The sequence below is a fragment of the Oxalicibacterium sp. genome (assembly GCF_035565035.1).
Taxonomy (GTDB): domain Bacteria; phylum Pseudomonadota; class Gammaproteobacteria; order Burkholderiales; family Burkholderiaceae_D; genus Oxalicibacterium.
Map to the genome: position 1 here is coordinate 1 of NZ_DATMTD010000013.1, position 16166 is coordinate 16166.

Here is a 16166-nt window from a genome sequence, read left to right on the forward strand (position 1 = left end):
CTTTGCTTCATTAATTTAGTAAATACAAATCGTTCTGGTTTGTATTTAAAAATTCAACGAAAGGGCTGCACATGATTTCTCAAAGCATTCTGGAGCACATCGGCGATACCCCGTTGGTCCGGCTATCGCGTCTTTTCAAAAATCCACAACACCAGGTTTTTGCAAAACTGGAATTGATGAATCCTGCCGGCAGCGTAAAAGACAGACCCGCGCGCTACATCATCGAGCGCGGTCTCGTCGATGGAACGATCAAGAAAAATTCGCACATCATCGAAAGCTCTTCCGGCAACCTCGCCATTGCATTGGCAATGGTTTGCAAATTGCACGGACTATCGTTTACCGCGATCATCGATCCGAAGATATCTCCCACGAATCTTCACATCATCCGCTGCTACGGTGGGGAAATCGAAATGGTTTCCGAGAAGGATTCGCAGGGCGGTTATCTGGAAACGCGGATCAATCGCGTCAAGCACATGTTGCGTGAGAACCCACATATGGTGTGGATCAACCAGTATGCCAACGACCTCAACTGGCAAAGCCACTACCACGGCGAAGGGGACGAAATTCTCCGTCAACTCGACCGGCCGGCAGACTATCTCGTTCTCGGGGTCAGCACTTCCGGCACCTTGCATGGCATCTCTCGCCGGCTAAAAAGAGAATGGCCGCGAATGAACATCGTTGCTGTCGATGCAGTCGGTTCAATCCTGTTCGGCACACCTCCGTCGCCACGCGACTTGCCCGGCATAGGTGCAAGCAGGGTGCCTGAATTGCTAAAGCGGGATGAAATTCCAAGTTGCATTCATATCGACGACTACGAGTCGGCAATCGCATGTCGGCAGTTGGTCGACAAGGAAGGCATTTTCGCCGGCGGCTCATCGGGTTCGGTCATTGCCGCCATCCAGCGGCTTTGCGCGGGACTCACCGGCCCGGCGCGCATTGTGACGGTTCTGCCGGATCGCGGCGATCGCTATCTCGATACGGTCTATGACGACGATTGGCTCGTCAAGGTGAGGCAACGTCACCTGCAGCGCAGCACATCACACACTCTTTCCAATCCAGTGGGGCAAACAGCATGAATACCGGTACACCCTCTCTTCTTTACCTGAGCCGCGCAGATCTCGTTTCGCTTGGCGGAGCAAGCTCGCAACCTTACGTCGATGCGATCAACGACGGACTGACCGCGCATGCACGCGGCGAATATGTGCAACCGTTGAAACCATATCTCCGTTGGGATGGCGCGGATCATATCGCGGACCGGATCATCGCCATGCCTTGCTACGTTGGCGGCGAGCAGCCGGTAGCCGGGCTGAAATGGATCGGCAGTCGCCAGCATAATCCCGCCAGCTATGGCCTGGAACGTGCCAGCGCCGTCATCGTCCTCAACGACGCACAAACAAACTATCCGATCGCGTTGATGGAGGGCGGCCTGATCAGTGGCATGCGTACCGCAGCGATCACTGCCGTGGCAACAAAGTATCTTGCACGATCAGGATTCGCCAGTGTCGCGTGTATCGGTTGCGGTCCCATCGGGCGCATGCAAATTCAAACACTGGTTGAGCAATTCGCGTCGATCAAATGCGTGTATCTGTTCGACCTGTCGAAAACGGCAGCGGAAAAACTGAAGGAAGAGTTGTCCGGGAATTTCCCGACAGTGTCTTTCGTCCTGTCCGCTTCCGCAAAAGATGCGGTACAGGCGTCGGAGGTTGTCGTCACGGCGACGGTGGCCGATGCACCTTATCTGTCGTTCGAATGGCTCAAACCGGGTACGTTCGTCAGCAATGTTTCCATCATGGACGTGCACAAGGAGGTTTACGAAAAATCCGACAAGGTCATTGTGGACGACTGGGATCAGTCCAATCGCGAGAAGAAGATCATCAACCAGCTCGTGCTGGAAGGGCGTTTCAGTCGCGAGAAATTACATGCCGAGCTGGGCGAAATCGTGATCGGCAAAAAGCCGGGGCGGGAATCGGACGACGAAATCATTCTGCTGAATCCAATGGGAATGGCGCTGGACGATCTGGTATGTGCCCGTCATTTCTATCACCTTGCGCAAAGTGGCAAGGTCGGTACACAACTTCCCTTGTACGGTTGATTTGCATGGCAAGCCTCTTATCGTTTGAGCAGGCACTGGCGCAGGATCTGATCGATGCGTTATGGCTGGAGAGCCTTTACGACTTTCCGGATCATTGCCGTTTTGTAGATGGGCCGGGCCAGGCAAGCGATCTTGTCATTGCCCTGGGCGATGCGGAAGCGTTGCGCTGGCGCGGCACAAGAGCGGATGGACTGCGCCCCTTCCGTGTATCGCATGCGTTGCCGGAATGGTCGACCGCAAAAGGCGAGACCGCGGTAACGCTGCGCGAAGCCGTCGGTCGTTTGCAGGACGCATCGTGGTGGACGGACGATCAGGGCCGCTTCAAGCACTTCTTCGATCTCGCCTATCAACAGGCGGAAAGCATCGCATCACGCGAACCGGCCATCGTTGAAAGATTGTGGAAAACGCCGCAGGCAATGCTGGGGTGGGAAATCTTGAGCTGCCTGAAAGATCGCCCTTTTCATCCATTGGCTTTTGCAAAGGACTGGAGCAGAAAAACCATCGACGGCAAGGTCAACGATTTTTCTCCATTCATGCCGATTGCAATGCAATCGTTCGAGCTCAGGTGGATTGCCGTACCGCGCGACAGAATGCAAGGCAATGCCGACAGCGGACAGGGACCGGCCGAGACATTGCTCAGCCGGTTGCAGTTTGCGACCTTGCGTCAGATTGCGGAAAAAAAACATCTGCAAAACGAAGACTGGTTATGGCTTCCCGTTCATCCGTGGCAATGGAGATGGCTGCACTCGGAGAAATCTTCGTTCTTCGACGAATGCGTCGACATGGAGGTGACATGCGGCTCGGCAACGTCGACGGCTTCGCTGCGTTCCCTGATCGTCGAAGGAGTGGGCGACGCGCACGTCAAACTGGGCTTGTCCGTCAACACGCTCGGCGCAGTCAGGACGCTGCCGCCACGTTACTTGCACAACGCCGTGCTGGCCAGCGTTTGTCTCCAGTCGCTACGGCAACGGGACGAATGGCTGTCTGCGCATATGCAGTTGTGCGATGAAAATTCGTGGTGGGCGTATACGAGCGAGCCGCCCGATGTTGCCTCGCTGATTTCCAGCCAGGGTGAACTGGCATGCCTGCTGCGCAAGTATCCGGAGTTGCCGGGGACGGTCCTGATCCCGATGGCGGCCTTCCCGGTACGCGTGCAAGACGGTAGTTTGCCCGCGTTCGATTATCTTCTGGGAGACAATGCGAATCAGGAAGAAGCATGGACGCTGTTCCGCGACATCGTGCAGCTTCTTGTCGAACTAGGCCTGCGTTGTCTTTCATATGGCGTGATGCCCGAATTGCATGGGCAGAACCTCGTCCTTATTTGCCGCGGCAGGGAAATGCAAGGCCTGCTGTTAAGGGACCACGACACATTGCGCATTTGTCCGTCTCTCATGCAAGCGCACGGCGTCAATCCGCCGTCTTATGCAATCGATCGGACGACACCGAATACACTGGAACTGGGAACGACACAGGAGCTTCTCGCTTATTTTCAGACGCTGGTTCTGGAAGTCAACCTGTACGCCATCCTCGCCGCGCTCGCGCAGAAATACCAGTGCCCGGAATCGTACGGATGGCAAATCATGGCCGATGTTTTATCGGAGAGTCTCGAGCGCATTTCCTTTCCGGCCGATGTCGGCGATGAAGTCCGTCATTTACTGCTGGAGGCCGAGGAGTGGCCTTTCAAACAGGTGCTGGCACCTCTGTTGAAACGCAAGGATTTCGGAACCGGCATGCCGAGCATGATGGGATGGATCCACAATCCATTACGTATCAACGTGGAAGCCTGATGCGCTTCAGCACGCAGAATTCGCGCAGTCTCGCCTTGCTGCTGCTCTGTCAGGCCGTGACAACTTTCGGTCTGATGATGCTGGTTCCGATCATGCCGTTGTATATCGCGACACTGGCCGATCAGACGCAGGCGGACGTTGTGCGATGGAGCAGTGTTGCGCTGGCGGCGCCTGCCGTCGGCACATTGCTGTGCGCGCCGTTCGCCGGCAGGTTCTGCGATCGATATGGATACCGGCGTGTATTGCTGGTTTCTCTTCTGCTCTTTGTCGCCAGCATGTTGTTGATGGCATCAAGCACCAGCCTTGCCTGTTTCATTCTCGGCCGCATCCTGCAAGGCTTCAGCACGATCGGTGTAGTGCTGACGGCATTTATCGGCCATGTAAGCGATGTCGGCAAAAAGGGAAAAAGCTTCGGCCTGCAGGAAAGTGCGATTGCAGCAGGTGCATTGCTCGGCCCTTTGGCAGGCGGCTTGATACTGGACTACTGGTCGCTCAGGCCGATGCTGTTTGCCAGTGCAATAGCGACTGGCGCAGTCGGATTGATCCTGTGGAGCCGTTTGCATGAACCGGCGCACACCGGACGAACGATCGACGATGGCAATGTCGTGGAGCATGCGTTCGTTTTTTTTCGCCGTACAGAAATACGAAATTGGATGTGCGCCGCCTGTCTGGTTCAAGCAGCAGGATTTGCTCTGCTCAACGCCTTCGCACTCTTCATGGAAGCAAAGTATCCGGCGCTACCCGCTCTGGGCAGCACCATCGGCCTGCTCCATTCACTGGGCTGGCTGGCAACCTTCCTCTGTGGTCCTCTGTGGGGACATTTGAACGATCGTGGCAGCGCACGTCGGCATTTTGCAATCGCCGCATTCGTTTGTGCATTCACAGTCGGTTTGATGATGACGGCGGAACAGCTTTGGTGGATTGCCTTGCTGCGCATCGTGCAGGGCGCATGTTATGCCGCGCTGATGCAATCGATGCTGCTGGCATGCATCACCTTGCTGCCGGCAGAACTCAACGGTCACGTGACCGGCATAAGCCGCAGCTTCATGGTGGTCGGGCAACTGATCGGCCCGTTTTTGATAGCGGCGGCCGTGCCGTTCGTAGCGCCGCTTTACCTGTTGTGGATCGTCGCTTCTCTTTTCTTCGCAGCGTTCTTGCTGATTTGGCGCCCTGCTCATTTTCGGCTGTTCTCATGGCATGTCTAAGGAACCTTATCAAGGAGCTTTATGTTTTCTCATCTGCCGCAACTCGATGCAATCGATCGTCGTCTGGTCGAGCAATATTTAAATATCTACTGCAGGGAAACCGGTTGCGTTGATCCGCGGATAGAGGCTGCCGCGTTCGATGCCATGCCGATACGGCTGGAACAACCCCATTGGAAAAATGCGGGGCTCATGCCGTTCATGGTGCGACTGGATGGCACGGACGCTCGGCTGGCCGGTGCATTCACGCACTTTTCATCAATGGGATACCACCGCATTGCTCCTTGCGTATGGATCGACAGGGACGACGGTCAATGGTCGCATTTGAACGATGCGGCACAATTATCCGACCTGATTGCCACGGAACTTGCTGCAAAAAGCACTGACCCTACATCGAAGACGCAGGACTGCATGACGAGGCTGCAATCCTTGATGCGTAACAGTATTGCGAAAGTTCGACGTTTTCACGATAGCGGCGAGATGCCGTCCCGATCGCGCTTCATGGCATCGGAGCAGGGACTGCGCTTCGGTCATGTATTTCATGTGACGTCCAAGGCGTCGGAGGGATTCAGCGACGAAGATCTTGCAAACTATGCACCGGAACTGGGAGCATCGTTCAAGCTGTTTTATTTTGCCGTCGCATCCGATTTGCTGGACACACGCGGTGTCGGTCGCAAAACGATGCCGGTCGATTCCGCGGCACTGGAATTCGCCGCCGATCTGTTGGTCGACGGAGAATACCGCTTGCTGCCCTGTCATCCCTGGCAGGCGAAATATCTGCTCGCACAACCCGATATCCAGAAACTGTTGAAGGCGGGAGAGATGGTCGCCCTGGGTCCGCAGGGGGAAACAGCATGGCCGACATCGTCGGTGCGCACAGTTTGGCTGCCAAGACAAAATCTGTTCCTGAAGCTCTCGCTGAATATCCGTATCACGAATTTCATTCGCAATAATCCGGACGAGCATGTGAAGCGGGCACTGGATGCAAGCCAGGCATTGGGTCTTCTTCCCCTCGACCGCACGCAGAACGATGCTTTTTACATCCTGCCGGAAATCGGCAGCCAGACCATCAAGGTGAAAGACGGAGGTTTGCGTGCAGCATCATCGGTGATCTACCGGCAGGCGATGACGCAGGAAGAGGCGGAAGACATCCATGTCGTTGCCGCTTTGCTGGAAGAGTCGGCGGATGGCGATATGCCGTTGCATGCAGTCTTGCGGCAGGCGGCCGGTAACCGTGAAGTCGATCAGTCCTTGATCGAGATGTGGTGGCGGCGTTATCTGGATGTGACGTTGATGCCATTGGTACGGCTGTTCTTCGATTACGGCATCAGCCTGGAAGCCCATTTGCAAAACACGATGGTCGGTTTTGCGGACGGGTGGCCTGCACGCGGCTATGCGCGCGACATGGAAGGAACAAGCATCAGCCGCGAGCGTTTTCCATTCCTCGATCGCGTGGCATCGGATAGCCCTGCGCTGTATGGCGACGAAGAGGCGTGGCATCGCTTCCAGTATTACGTGCTCGTCAACCATGTCGGACATGTCGTTGCATGCCTTGGCCGATTGGGCATCTGCAGCGAAGACGCATTGTGGAAGGAAGCATCGAAGCAGCTCGCTGCATTGCATATTCCATTGGTCAATGCATTACTCGATCAGCCGACATTGCCGGCAAAGGCAAACATGCTGAGCAGCTTCCATCAACATGGCGAAGCCCCGGCCTGGATCTTCATCAACAATCCACTGAAAAACCAAAATGCAAACGAATACTTATAAAGAGCTGATTGCGAGCCAGGCCTATCGCACGGCCGGCCGCCGCGTGTTGCGGCAATTGCTGGAGGCATTGTTATTCGAACGGGCATTGCCAGCGCCGGAGGCAGATGGCGAACTGGTTCTGACCGGCAGTGGAAACGATCGACAGCCCGTCAGCTATCGATGCCGACTGCAACATACCGATAGTTTCGGCCGGATACGGATTGTCAGCGACATTCTGCGCGTCGATGAACAAGGCAATGTCGGCGAGGCAAATGATCCGGCCTTGTTTCTGCAAGACGTCAGGGAACTGTTGACGTCGGAGCCCGGACGGCTTGAGCAATTTGCCGCCGAATTGCTGGCGACGCAGATCAAGGATGCGCATTCGCTCTTCGCGCGTCACGGCAAGGTCTTGCGCGGAGAGGCGTACGATGTTCTGGAAGCGCGCTTGACGGATGCCCATCCTTATCACCCCAGCTACAAGTCGCGGCTCGGTTTTACGCTCGCAGACAACGCGGCGTACGGACCGGAAACAGCCGATACCTTGTTGCCGGTTTTGCTGGCGGTCAAACGGGATAAAAGCAAATCGTCGTTCAGCAACGATTTTGCATCGGAATCGGTGACGGCTTTCCTGTTATCCGATAGCGACCATCGGGAATATCGGGCGGAGCTGACTCGCAGCGGATTGAACGAACAGGATTATTTCCCGCTGCCGGTGCATCCGTGGCAATGGGAGGAGATTATCGCGCCCGGGTTTCATCAGGCAATGGCATGCGGCGATATCCACGTCGTCGGCGTCATGGAAGAACAGTATATGCCGCAGCAATCCATCAGAACGCTGGGCAGCCGAAGCCATCCGCAACGGCCGTCGTTAAAGCTGGCGATGAATCTGGTCAACACCTCGACATCCCGCGTGCTTGCCTCGCACACGGTACAGAATGCGGCACCCATCAGCGACTGGTTGAAAGAACTGGTTGCGCGCTCCGACTGGCCGGAACCAATGGCGCGCCCGGTCATCCTGCGCGAGATTGCCGGTATCAACTATGCGCCGCGTGCCGTTTCGGCTGGGCAGTATGGTGCACTTTCCTGTATCTGGAGAGAGAGTATCCATATTCATTTGTCGAAGGAGGAAACAGCCGTCCCCATGACGGCAATCCTGCATGTCGATGCAGACGGCCTTCCGTTCATCGACCCGTGGATTCGCCGATACGGCGCCACAACCTGGTTACAGACGCTCGTTGAACGTGCATGGCTGCCAGTCCTGTATCTGCTGTGGAAGCATGGCACGGCGCTCGAATCGCATGCACAAAACATGATCCTGCTGCACACCGAAGGTTTGCCGGTGCGCGTGGCGCTCAAGGATTTTCACGATGGTGTGCGCTTCAGTGGAAAGTTTTTATCGGGGGTGCCACCAGTATTGACGTCGCCGCCCATCGAACATGCGCGCGTCAATCCGAATTCCTTCATACAAACGGACGATGCGGCGGAACTGCGCGACTTCACGCTCGATGCATTGTTGTTTGTCAGCCTTGCAGAGCTTGCCTGGATATTTGAACGTTTCTATGAAATGGAACAAGGCCGGTTCTGGGCCGTTGCTGCTTCCGTCATCAACGATTATCAAAAGCGGCATCCGGAATTGGCGGATCGTTATGCCTTGTTCGATTGTTTCGTTCACGAGATCGATGTCGAGTTGTTGGCAAGCCGGCGCTTTCAACCTGAAATCAGATTGAGAACGCGGGCAGCCTCTAATCCTTTGGCGCCGCGGGGAGCCTCGGCATGAGGATGAAGGAGCGCATAAGTCGCGGCGACTACTTGTATGGATTGTTCTGTTCTACACCGGCGGCATTGACCGTGGAATTGATCGCCGCAGCCGGCTACGATTTTCTGGTGATCGATCTTGAGCATGCCTTGATCGGTCCGGAACAGCTTTCTTTCATGCTGATGGCATCGCGTGCGTCAGGTATCCCGGCACTGGTCAGAGTGGCTGCGCCCTATCAGGCGCAACAGGCGCTGGATAACGGAGCGGAAGGCATTGTATTTCCCCGCATTCAGTCTCGGCGGCAGGCCATCGAAGCAGTACGGTCGTGCCATTTTGCGCCACTCGGCAGCCGCGGCCTGAATAGTACTTTCCATAGCGGTTATGGACGGGACGATCTATCCGTCGCGGTGCGGGACATGTCGCGCGACACCCTGGTGATCGCGATGATAGAGGACCTGATTGGTGTCGAAAATGCCGACGAAATCGCCGCAACGGTGGGCGTCGATATTCTGCTGGAAGGCGCAGCAGATCTCTCGCAGGATCTTGGTGTCGTCTGGCAAACACGGCATCCATTGGTGCAATCCGGGATGGCAAAAGTGCGGCAAACCACGCTGAAAAACGGAAAAATATTTTGCGCATTGCCGCGCGCGCCGGAGGATTTCGAAGCAGCGACGAGCGAAGGTATTCGACTGTTTATCGTTGGAGACGATCGCGGCATCGCCCGTCGGGCAATGAACGCGCATTTGACGCAGTACAGAGAAAAGAGAGACGAAACATGAGAGGAAATATGAGACGGGACATATTGCACAACTATCTTGGGCTGCATGCCGATTCGCCGGTTTGCGCCTATCTCTACGATGTTCCGCATCTGGAAAAGCGCGCCGAATACCTGCGTGAAAAATTGCCGTCGCAATGCAAAATGTTTTATGCGGTGAAGGCCAATAGCGATGCACAGGTACTGGGTGCGATCAATAACCGACTGGATGGATTTGAAGTCGCATCGCTGGGGGAAATCGAAAAAGTACGGGCAGTCGATAAAAATGTCCCGATCATTTTCGGTGGACCGTGCAAAACAGATGCGGAACTTGAGGGCGCCATATTGCACGATGTGATGTTGATCCACGTGGAGAGCGAACACCAATTAAAGAGGCTGAACTGGATTGCCTGTTCCCGCAACAAGGTGGTCGATATCCTGCTTCGCGTCAACCCATCCACCATGCCGACAAATACCGAAGCGACGCTGAGGATGGGTGGCGAGGCAACCCAGTTCGGCATCGATCAGGGACAGATTTCTTCAATGATTGCATTGAGCATGAGTCTGCCCGGCATTCACCTGAAGGGGCTGCACATCCACGCGTTGTCCAATAACCTGAATGCGGACAATCATCTGCTGCTGTTGCAGCACTACCTGAATTTGGCCGCTTTCTGGGAGAAGGAACATCGAATCAAGTTCGATTGGCTGAATGTCGGCGGCGGAATCGGCGTCAATTATCGCGAACTCGATAATCAATTCGACTGGCAGGGATTCTGTACAGGTCTCGCAGGGTTGTTCGAAACATACACGCCGGAATTGAATATTGTTTTCGAATGCGGTCGTTTCGTTACCGCCGACTGCGGTTATTACCTGAGCGAAGTGGCCGACGTTAAAACGACGCACGGCAAGAACTTCGCAATTCTGCGCGGTGGCTCACATCACTTCCGGTTACCGGCCTCTTGGCAGCACAATCATCCTTTTGTTGTACTTCGGAGGGATAAATGGAAGTATCCGTTCGACCGACCCGGCCTCAAGGATGCGCAGATTACGTTGTGCGGGGAATTATGTACGCCGAAAGATACATTGGCGCGCGACGTTCATGTAGAAGAAATCCGTGCAGGAGACTGCATCGTCTTTTTGCTGGCAGGGGCTTATGGCTGGCACATTTCGCATCACGACTTTCTAAGCCATCCTCATCCGGAACGGTGTTATTTGTACGATTGAATAAGGACAGCGAGTGTGGATGAAAAGTAAAGAGCTGCATCTGATCTTAGCATGCGGCTTTTCTCGGCAGCTTGCGGCTTGCTCCAATGGTTGTGCTGTTACGGATTCACATACAAGGAAATTGCCGATATGGCGACGACAAAAATCGTCAGGATGATTCTCCATTTTGTGTTCATGCTTTCTCCCCGGATATGATGTCGAGTGCCTTGGCGAGGTTCGCCACGGTGCGATCGATATTGTGCAGTTTGTCCAATCCGAACAAGCCGACGCGGAAGGTCTTGAAGTCAGGGCCTTCATCGCATTGCAATGGCACACCGGCGGCAGTCTGCAGGCCGACTGCAACAAACTTTCTGGTCGATTGAATGCCGTCGTCGGTGGTGTAGCTGACGACGACGCCCGGCGCTTCGAAGCCTTTTGCCGCGACGCTCTTGAAGCCACGTTCGGCCAGCAGTGCGCGTACACGATCGCCCAGTTCCTGTTGTTCGGCACGGACCTTGTCGAAGCCATAGTCTTCGGTTTCCTTCATCGTGTCGCGCAGGATGGTGAGTGCGTCGGTCGGCATCGTGGTGTGATAAGCGACATTGCCTTGTTCGTACGCTTCCATGATCTGCAGCCATTTACGCAGGTCGCAGGCAAAGCTGGTGCTTTGCGTGGATTCGATGCGTTCGCGCGCGAGTTTGCTCAACATGATGAAGGCGCAACCCGCGGAGCCGCTCCAGCCTTTTTGTGGTGCGCTGATCAGGATGTCGACACCGGTTTTTTCCATGTCGACCCAGATTGTGCCGGAGGCGATGCAGTCCAGGGCAAACAGGCCGCCGGCTGCATGTACTGCGTCCGCAACCTGTCGCATGTAATCGTCGGGCAGCAGGATGCCGGAAGCGGTTTCCACATGCGGCGCGAACACGATGGCAGGTTTGTTTTTCTCGATGGCGGCAACCACTTCTTCGATCGGCGCTGGCGCATAGGCAGCCTGTGCTGAATTGTCGAGCGGGCGTGCCTTCAACAGCGTGGTGCCGGAAGGAATGCTGCCTGCGTCCAGAATCTGGCTCCAGCGATAGCTGAACCAGCCGTTGCGCAGTACCAGACAAGGTTTGCCGGTGGCGAACTGACGTGCGACCGCTTCCATGCCGAAGGTGCCGCTGCCGGGCATGACGATTGCCGAGTGTGCGTGATAGACCTGCTTCAAGGTCCGCGAAATATCCCGCATGACGCCCTGAAAGCGTTGCGACATGTGATTGACCGCGCGATCGGTATAGACGACGGAATATTCGAGAAGACCGTCGGGATCGACGTTGGGAAGTAGACCAGGCACGTTTGCTCCAGCAAGAAAGAATCGAATTCGGCCTGAACAGGATTGACCGATCAGACCAAAGAAAGGCACGAATGCCGAAAAGGGTAGATTTTACCTCTTGCCGGCTTCTTGAGCTTGGATCGTCAATGCCGAGTCAGCTCGCAGGCTCACTTTATTGTCATTGTGGCAAATTCGGCATCCGGCGATGCCTGGACATGGTTGACGAAGAATAAGAGCACTGCCCGGAATTACTTTTTCTTGAACGTTTTGCTGACGCGTTCCTGGCGCGCTTTTTCCATCTGTTCGTGTGCCTTGCGTTTGTCCATGCCAAAGATGCGTTCGCCGAATTCGAACCAGATGAAAGCAATGCCGAACAGCAGGGCGATCCACCACCAGGAGAAGTTTTCCAAAGGTCCGACTTCCAGGTATTTCAGAACCGACAACAGGACGATGATGATAATGAGCGGCATGGTGTTCCCCCTTTTCCCGCAGCAGCATAGGTGGAAAAAATGCAACGGTCAATTGACGCTGCGTTCGCGATAACAGGTCGTTGCATTCCTGTTTGACATGACGTGTCCCGTAGCGGAAACAGGATAGAATGGCCGCGAACTAATCGTATGGAGAAAAGCATGAAGCGTTTTCTGTTGGTATGCGTATTGATGGCAGGTGTATCGAATGTCGCAATGGCAAATGCCGATCTGGCGAAGGCAAAGAATTGCATGGCCTGCCATTCGGTGAACAACAAGGTGCTTGGTCCGGCCTTCAAGGATGTGGCGGCGAAATATGCCGGTCAAAAAGGTGCGGAAGACAAGCTGGTGCAGAAAGTCATGAAGGGCAGCAGCGGCGTTTGGGGAGCAATCCCGATGCCGGCAAATACGCAGGTCAGCGACGCGGAAGCGCATACGCTGGTGAAATGGATTTTGACGTTGAAGTAAGTCCGCTTCGCTGAAAACAAAAAAGCGCTTCGATTGAAGCGCTTTTTTTGTCTGCATTTTCGCGTACGGCTTGCCTACTTGGTGACGGTCACCAACTCCCGTTTGCCGTTGCGGTAGGTGTAGATCGTCAGCATGCCGTCCTTGATGTCGCCGTTGGCGTCGAAGGCAATATTGCCGGTCACACCAGGGTAATTGCTCTTTGCCAGTTCCGGCAGGAATTTGGCAGGATCGGTGGAGTTGGCGCGCTTCATTGCGTCGACCACGGTATAGGTCGCATCGTAAGCGTAAGCCGCGGTATAGACCACATCGATGCCGAAACGCTTCTTGTATTTGGCGCGGAAGTCGTCGACGGCCTTGCGACGTTCTTCAGGTACGCCACCGGCTTCGGCGCAGATGATCTGGTCGTTGCCGATCGCCGTGCCGGCAAGACCTGGCAGCGAGCCGGTGCAGACGCCATCGCCGCCCATGAATTTGGCGTTGATACCGAGTTGGCGCATCTGCCGCAGCATCGGGCCGCCGACCGCATCCATGCCGCCGAAGAAAATGATGTCGGGTTTGCGCGCCTTGATCGAGGTCAGGATGGCGTTGAAGTCGGTTGCCTTGTTGTTGGTGTACTGCGTCGCCACGATATTGCCGCCGGCAGTCTTGACGGCCTTGGCGAACTGATCGGCGACGCCCTGGCCGTAGGCAGTGCGATCGTCGATGATGGCAAAGGTCTTGCCGCCCATCGTCTTGACCGCATACTGACCGAGCGTGCCGCCGAGCTTGGCGTCATTGGCGACGAGACGGAATGCGGTCTTGAAGTTTTGCTGTGTGTACTTGGGATTGGTGGCCGAAGGCGACAATTGCGGAATGCCGGCATTGGCATAAATGCGCGAAGCGGGAATCGTGGTGCCGGAGTTCAGATGGCCGACCACGGCCGCCACGTGCGCATCGACCAGCTTGGTTGCTGCATTGGTCGCCTGACGCGGATCGGCACCATCGTCTTCCGCCATCAGTTGCAACTTGATTTTCTTGCCGCCGACCGTGAGACCTTTGGCATTGATTTCCTCGACGGCGAGACGCGCACCATTTTCGTTATCCTTGCCCATATGGGCATCGGAACCGGTGGTCGGCGCCACGCTGCCGATCAGCACGACCTGTTCCTGCGCCGAAGCCGTGCCCGCCAGTGCAAGGGCGATCAGGCCTGCCAGTGAAATCATCTTGAACTGCATATATTCTTCTCCTGAGGATTGTCAAAAACAAGCGTAACTGCAACACTGGCTGCAATGCGCTGTCGATGGATGGATCCGAAGTTCATGTATTTGAAACCGGACCTTACAACATTCGAAAAGCGACGCAAAGCATTTTGTACGTTTACTGCTTGAGATGACCATGCCAAAACTTCATACGCTCGACAAGGTTGATCGCAAATTGCTGAATCTGTTGCAGAAGAACAATCAGATGCCGACTCGCGATCTTGCAGATGCGGTGCATGTCTCTCAGCCGACCTGTCTGCGGCGCATCCGCGACATGCGCGAGGCGGGCATCATCAACGCCGATGTGGCGATGATCGATCCGTTCGCGCTGGGTTACGGCATGCTCGCTTTTCTCGAAGTCTCGCTCGAAAATCAGGCCGACGAACGCATGCAGGAATTCGAGGTGCGCATGAACAAGGAGCCGGAAGTGATGCAGTGCTATTTCGTGTCCGGCGACTACGATTATTTTCTGGTGGTGCATGTGGTTGACATGGATGCCTACTATCAGTTCGTGCGACGCGCGATTTCCGGTTCAGGCAATGTGCGGCACTTCCAGTCGCGCTTTCCGATGAAGCGGGCGAAGTTTGATACACGTATCGCATTCGACGAAAAGGCGATGGAAGTGCAGGTAAAAACGAGGAAGTGAGTAAAAAGAATTGGCATCCGATTACGGATGCCTTGTCATGGCAGCACAATCGCTCCAAACAAAAACGGCGCACGAATGATCGGTGCGCCGTTTTTTCCTGGAGAGCTTCCAGCCTGCGAGGAATGCATCATGCAGTAACCGATTGCGTCGTCGCAATCCGACCGGACGGATGATACGGCATGCCGGTAAAGCGGAAGTCCAGATCCGGTTTGCGACCGGAGACGATTTCTGCAATCGCGCGACCGGAGCCGCAACCCATCGTCCAGCCCAGCGTACCGTGGCCGGTATTGAGGAACAGGTTGCTGAATGCCGTCTTGCCGATATACGGCACATTCGACGGCGTCAGCGGACGCAGGCCGGCCCAGTAGGTCGGATTGTCGTAGTCGCATGCATCGGGAAACAGTTCGCGCGTGCGACGCGTAATCGCGTTGCAGCGCGTCATGTTCAGCTCACGCGAATAACCGTTCAGTTCGCAGGTGCCCGCCACCCGCAGTCGATCGCCGAGGCGCGACAACACCAGCTTGTAACCGTCATCGGTCAGGGAGACGGTCGGTGCCGCATCAGGGTTTTTCACTGCATAGGTCGCCGAATATCCCTTGCCCGGATAGATCATCAGGTCGATGCCGAGCGGCTTCAGCAGCGGCACGGAGAAGCTGCCCATCGCCATCACAAAAGCATCTGCATGCAGCGTTCGGTGCCGTCCTTCGGCATCGATGACTTCGATACCGGTGACTTTGGCATGCGCGCCGCTGCCTTCGGTAATCAGCCGCGTGACGGTGGTGCTGAAACGGAAATCGACACCGGCTGCAATCGCTTTCGCTGCGAGCCCGTTGGTGAATTTGTAGACGTCACCGGATTCATCGGTTTCGGTAAAGTCGCCGCCGACGATGCGATGACGAATGCCGGCCAGCGCAGGTTCGATGCGCACAACGTCATCGGCCGTGATCGAATCGCGCGGACAGCCGAGTTCGCGCATCAGGTGAGCTGCACGCAGTGATTCGTCAAAATCCTTCTGTTCGGTATAGAAGTGCAGGATGCCGCGCGTCAAATGGTCGTATTCGATGCCGGTTTCCGCGCGCAACGCCTGCAACGTCTGGCGACTGTATTCCGCGATGGAAACGATCTGGCGAATGTTGTCGTCAGTACGCGCAGCCGTGCATTCACGCAGAAATTGCAGGCCCCATTTCCATTGCAGCAATTCCGGACGCAAACGGAACAGCAACGGCGCGTCTTCCTTGCCCAGCCACTTCAGGATTTTTTTCGGTGCGGCAGGATTGGCCCACGGTTCCGCGTGCGAAACCGAAATCTGGCCGCCATTAGCGAAACTGGTTTCCTGCGCAGCACCAGGCTGGCGTTCAATGACAGTGACGTCATGACCGGCCTTGTTCAGGAACCACGCAGAGGCAGTGCCGATGATGCCCGAGCCCAGAACGATTACTTTCATTACTTGCTTCCAACGTTTTTTCGATAACTGAATTTTAAAAAGTTATCG

General features: G+C 55.5%; 14 protein-coding genes. 10 read left to right on the plus strand and 4 right to left on the minus strand.

Going from position 1 to position 16166, the window contains the following annotated elements:
* Positions 1-71: 71 nt before the first annotated feature.
* The 8 genes from sbnA to VN114_RS01370 are packed head-to-tail and all read left to right on the plus strand — an operon-like array spanning position 72 to position 10564.
* A complete protein-coding gene (sbnA, locus tag VN114_RS01335; protein WP_325511205.1) occupies positions 72-1076 on the plus strand; it encodes a 2,3-diaminopropionate biosynthesis protein SbnA in 1005 nt (334 codons plus the stop codon).
* Entirely contained in the window at positions 1073-2092 is a 1020-nt protein-coding gene (sbnB, locus tag VN114_RS01340; RefSeq protein WP_325511206.1) for a 2,3-diaminopropionate biosynthesis protein SbnB, read from the plus strand. The genes sbnA and sbnB overlap by 4 nt, the downstream gene beginning before the upstream one ends.
* 5 nt (positions 2093-2097) lie before the next feature.
* Positions 2098-3879, plus strand: a complete 1782-nt coding sequence (locus tag VN114_RS01345) for an IucA/IucC family protein (protein WP_325511208.1) — start codon at positions 2098-2100, stop codon at positions 3877-3879.
* Positions 3879-5084 (plus strand): MFS transporter, encoded by a 1206-nt coding sequence (locus VN114_RS01350; RefSeq protein WP_325511210.1) that lies wholly within the window; start codon positions 3879-3881, stop codon positions 5082-5084. Before VN114_RS01345 ends, VN114_RS01350 begins: the two co-directional genes overlap by 1 nt.
* A gap of 21 nt (positions 5085-5105) precedes the next feature.
* Positions 5106-6851, plus strand: a complete 1746-nt coding sequence (locus tag VN114_RS01355) for an IucA/IucC family protein (protein ID WP_325511212.1) — start codon at positions 5106-5108, stop codon at positions 6849-6851.
* The gene (locus VN114_RS01360) at positions 6832-8607 is read left to right on the plus strand and encodes an IucA/IucC family protein (RefSeq protein ID WP_325511214.1); all 1776 of its coding nucleotides are present in this window, start codon (positions 6832-6834) and stop codon (positions 8605-8607) included. Before VN114_RS01355 ends, VN114_RS01360 begins: the two co-directional genes overlap by 20 nt.
* Before the next feature lie 2 nt (positions 8608-8609).
* A complete protein-coding gene (locus VN114_RS01365; RefSeq protein ID WP_325511216.1) occupies positions 8610-9365 on the plus strand; it encodes an HpcH/HpaI aldolase family protein in 756 nt (251 codons plus the stop codon).
* A gap of 8 nt (positions 9366-9373) precedes the next feature.
* Positions 9374-10564: a type III PLP-dependent enzyme gene (locus tag VN114_RS01370; RefSeq protein ID WP_325511218.1), complete on the plus strand. Its 1191-nt coding sequence runs from the start codon at positions 9374-9376 to the stop codon at positions 10562-10564.
* Between the two features lie 172 nt (positions 10565-10736).
* Here VN114_RS01370 and VN114_RS01375 read toward each other — a convergent pair whose 3' ends face one another.
* Together VN114_RS01375 and VN114_RS01380 are read right to left on the minus strand one after the other, a co-directional pair.
* Positions 10737-11876 (minus strand): aminotransferase class V-fold PLP-dependent enzyme, encoded by a 1140-nt coding sequence (locus VN114_RS01375; RefSeq protein WP_325511220.1) that lies wholly within the window; start codon positions 11874-11876, stop codon positions 10737-10739.
* Between the two features lie 227 nt (positions 11877-12103).
* Entirely contained in the window at positions 12104-12325 is a 222-nt protein-coding gene (locus VN114_RS01380; protein ID WP_325511222.1) for a TIGR04438 family Trp-rich protein, read from the minus strand.
* A gap of 159 nt (positions 12326-12484) precedes the next feature.
* On the opposite strand from VN114_RS01380, the gene VN114_RS01385 reads away from it, so the two are divergent.
* On the plus strand, positions 12485-12790 hold the full coding sequence (locus tag VN114_RS01385; protein WP_325511223.1) for a c-type cytochrome: 306 nt from the start codon (positions 12485-12487) through the stop codon (positions 12788-12790).
* A 74-nt stretch (positions 12791-12864) separates the two neighbouring features.
* Here VN114_RS01385 and VN114_RS01390 read toward each other — a convergent pair whose 3' ends face one another.
* A complete protein-coding gene (locus VN114_RS01390; protein WP_325511225.1) occupies positions 12865-14004 on the minus strand; it encodes a branched-chain amino acid ABC transporter substrate-binding protein in 1140 nt (379 codons plus the stop codon).
* 160 nt (positions 14005-14164) lie between these two features.
* Here VN114_RS01390 and VN114_RS01395 point away from each other — a divergent pair, with 160 nt between their 5' ends.
* Complete coding sequence (locus tag VN114_RS01395; RefSeq protein WP_325511227.1) at positions 14165-14674, plus strand: Lrp/AsnC family transcriptional regulator; 510 nt, start codon at positions 14165-14167, stop codon at positions 14672-14674.
* 127 nt (positions 14675-14801) lie between these two features.
* Here the strand turns inward: VN114_RS01395 and VN114_RS01400 are convergent, their stop codons facing one another.
* Entirely contained in the window at positions 14802-16118 is a 1317-nt protein-coding gene (locus VN114_RS01400; protein ID WP_325511229.1) for a D-amino acid dehydrogenase, read from the minus strand.
* Between the last annotated feature and the right edge of the window lie 48 nt (positions 16119-16166).